4 protein-coding genes are annotated in these 2,963 nt (G+C 33.8%); 2 read left to right on the plus strand and 2 right to left on the minus strand.

Features of this window, described 5'->3' with window-relative positions:
* Positions 1 to 30: 30 nt before the first annotated feature.
* Positions 31 to 846 (minus strand): MurR/RpiR family transcriptional regulator, encoded by an 816-nt coding sequence (locus RT405_RS04595; protein ID WP_313467966.1) that lies wholly within the window; start codon positions 844 to 846, stop codon positions 31 to 33.
* Between the two features lie 235 nt (positions 847 to 1,081).
* Here RT405_RS04595 and RT405_RS04600 point away from each other — a divergent pair, with 235 nt between their 5' ends.
* The gene (locus RT405_RS04600) at positions 1,082 to 1,591 is read left to right on the plus strand and encodes a DUF1003 domain-containing protein (RefSeq protein WP_313467968.1); all 510 of its coding nucleotides are present in this window, start codon (positions 1,082 to 1,084) and stop codon (positions 1,589 to 1,591) included.
* 37 nt (positions 1,592 to 1,628) lie between these two features.
* Here the strand turns inward: RT405_RS04600 and RT405_RS04605 are convergent, their stop codons facing one another.
* Positions 1,629 to 1,802: a hypothetical protein gene (locus RT405_RS04605; protein WP_169741143.1), complete on the minus strand. Its 174-nt coding sequence runs from the start codon at positions 1,800 to 1,802 to the stop codon at positions 1,629 to 1,631.
* 195 nt (positions 1,803 to 1,997) lie between these two features.
* On the opposite strand from RT405_RS04605, the gene RT405_RS04610 reads away from it, so the two are divergent.
* The gene (locus tag RT405_RS04610) at positions 1,998 to 2,885 is read left to right on the plus strand and encodes a DMT family transporter (protein WP_313467972.1); all 888 of its coding nucleotides are present in this window, start codon (positions 1,998 to 2,000) and stop codon (positions 2,883 to 2,885) included.
* Positions 2,886 to 2,963 lie beyond the last annotated feature (78 nt).

The following is a 2,963-nucleotide window of genomic DNA, read 5'->3' on the forward strand; positions in this document are numbered from 1 at the left end:
TTTAGATGAAATACAAGTAAAATGAACCGGTCAATTGTATTGTTCTAAATCTAATGTAACTAAAGTCTTTTCACGATTCGCCAAGTAAGTTTTGTTTTCAAGCAGAGCATAGCACAAAATATCTAAAATGAAATGAATGGGTAATTGGCTGTTAATAAAGCGTGGATCAGTAATCGTTCGGTTATCGGAAGCAAAAAGAACCCCGTCAGCAATAGCAGTTAAGTCTGTATGATTGCGATTAGTGATGGCGAAAATAGTAGCTGATTCTTTTTTAGCTACTGCACAAGCTTCAACAACTGCATCTGTTTCTCCAGAATTGGAAACGCCAATCAACAAATCACCCTTTTTTAACAAAGTAGCGCTCATCAGCATCATATGCGGATCAGTAATGGCATCAACGATCAAGCCCATTCGTGCTAAACGGTATTTGAGCTCTGTAGCACTAAGCCCAGAGCTGCCTAAACCACAAATCAAAATTTTATTTGATTGTTGAACAGCACTTACTAAAGCGCTAATTTGCAGATGATCAATCAATTGTGAAGAAGAATGGATCAACTGTGTATAATAATCGGTTATTTTTTCTGTTAATTGGGCAGGAGCAGGCGAAGCTGTCAGCTCTTGGCTAACATACGTTTTGAATTCTGAAAAACTACGATAATCTAATTTGTGACAAAATCTAGTGATTGTTGCATTCGAAGTATGAGTTAACTCAGCCAGTTCTTTAATGTTCCACTGATCGATTTGCTCTTGGTGATCTAGCACAAAAGTAGCAATCTGCTTGTCTTTTTTTGAGAGAAGACTATAATTTTGCGAAATGCGGTTGGAAAGATTAAGATGGTTTACCATTTGAATTACCTGCCTATGTATTCATTTTCTTTTAGAATACCATTTAAATGAAGTTTATACAAAGAGAGGAATAACAAAACCAATTAATAAGTAAATAAAATCTACTATCAAATCCCTGAATAAGTACTTTTGAAACAAGCAGTAAAAAGAACAAAAAATCTAAATAGCTATTAGCACTTTTTTTCGGTCTTTGGTGCTATACTAAACGCAAATAACTATATGGAGGCGATACAAGATGAGAAATAAAGTCACGAGAGAAGAACTAGCTCAAATTATTTTAGATGAGGAACTATTAACAAATGATGCAACAGAAATCATAGAGATTCTGAAAGATACAAAAGTGTCTAAAGACCTGATTACAAAGAGAGAATCAATGACCGTTGGACAACGATTAGCCGATCGCATCACTCTTTTTGCCGGTAGTTGGAAGTTTATCATTATCTTTTTGTTTACTCTCTTAGGCTGGATCATCTTTAATCAAATTACTGGGAATCATTCTTTTGATCCGTACCCCTTTATTTTACTAAATCTAGTGTTGTCTTGTGTAGCAGCCATACAAGCTCCTGTCATTTTAATGAGTCAAAATAGACAGGCTGAACGTGATCGTAAAACGGCAGAAAATGACTTTAAAGTGAATTTAAAATCAGAAATTTTATCAGAAGACATTCATGATAAATTGGATAAGATTCTTCTACAACAGGCTAAATTGGAAAAAAGATTGGATACACTGGAGAAGGACAAATAAAAAAGAAACTGCGTAAGCAGCTTCTTTTTTTATTGCATTATGGTCGTCGGATGTCTTTACCAATAACAAAAGCTAATGCAAAAATTGCAAGTCCGATTAAAATAAAAATAGTGCCAATAATAGGATCTCCAGATTTAACTGGTCCAAAATAACCAAAAATAACCAATATGGCTCCTACAATAAGCATGATCTTTCCAAAAATATTAAACATGGGGGGCACCTCCAAAAGTATCTTCTTCTTTAGTATAACAAAAAAATAGAAAAATCAATAATGTTATGGGTCTAATAAAAAGAACAGTAAACAAGAAAAAATTCAATAAAAATCCCATGATTTTGTAAGTTAGCAAGTTTTCTTTGTAACTCCATGTTAAACTATGCTATGAGAATTATGCAAAGGAGTGAAACGATGAAACAAAATTTAGGCAGATTGGGACTTTTATTAGTTACGATTATTTGGGGATCAGGGTACGTTGTCAGTGAAGTAGCGTTAGATGTTCTTGATCCATATCAACTTATGGCCGGACGATTTTTAGTAGCTTTTACAGCCACTATTTTATTATTTTTTAACAAATTAAAAAATATCACAAAAAAAACGTTTTTTAGAGGCAGTCTTTTAGGCTTTGTATTGTATTTAGCGTTTGTGTTCCAAACGGTTGGACTACAATATACAACACCTTCTAAAAATGCTTTTTTAACAGCTATCAATGTTGTTTTAGTGCCATTTATTGGATTGTTTTTATATAAAAATAAAATATCATTTCGAGCATATGTGGGAGCCTTTTTATCTATTTTTGGTATAGGATTATTATCGTTGAATGGGTTTAACGGGTTTAATGTGGGAGATGGACTAACTTTAATTGGAGCGGTCTTTTTTTCTTTTCAGATTATTTTAACTAGTCGATTAGTGCGGACTGATAATATATTTGCTATTATGATCGTTCAAATGGGGACTGCTGCTCTTTGCGGCTTACTGGTCATCTTTTTCAGAGGAGATCCACTGCCTGTGCTTACGATAACAGGTAGCTTTTCCGTTCTTTATTTAGGTGTCCTTTGTACAATGTTTGGTTTTATGCTTCAAACAGCTGCTCAAAGATTTACAGCTGATACTGAAACGGCTATTATCTTATCAATGGAGTCTTTATGGGGCATGCTATTTTCAATGCTGTTGCTGCACGAAAAAGTTACTTTTCAAATGGCGCTTGGAGCAGCTTTGATCTTAACCGGTGTATTGGTTTCAGAAGTAGACTTTAAAAAATTAAAGAATAGAAGAAGACAAAAGTTGGAAAGAAAATAAAATCTACTATCTTTTTTTATTAGCATAGAAGACAGTAAAAGACAAGATTAAAATGAGGGAGGTAAGTAAAAGTGATTG

This window comes from Carnobacterium sp. (assembly GCF_032094055.1).
Lineage (GTDB): Bacteria > Bacillota > Bacilli > Lactobacillales > Carnobacteriaceae > Carnobacterium_A.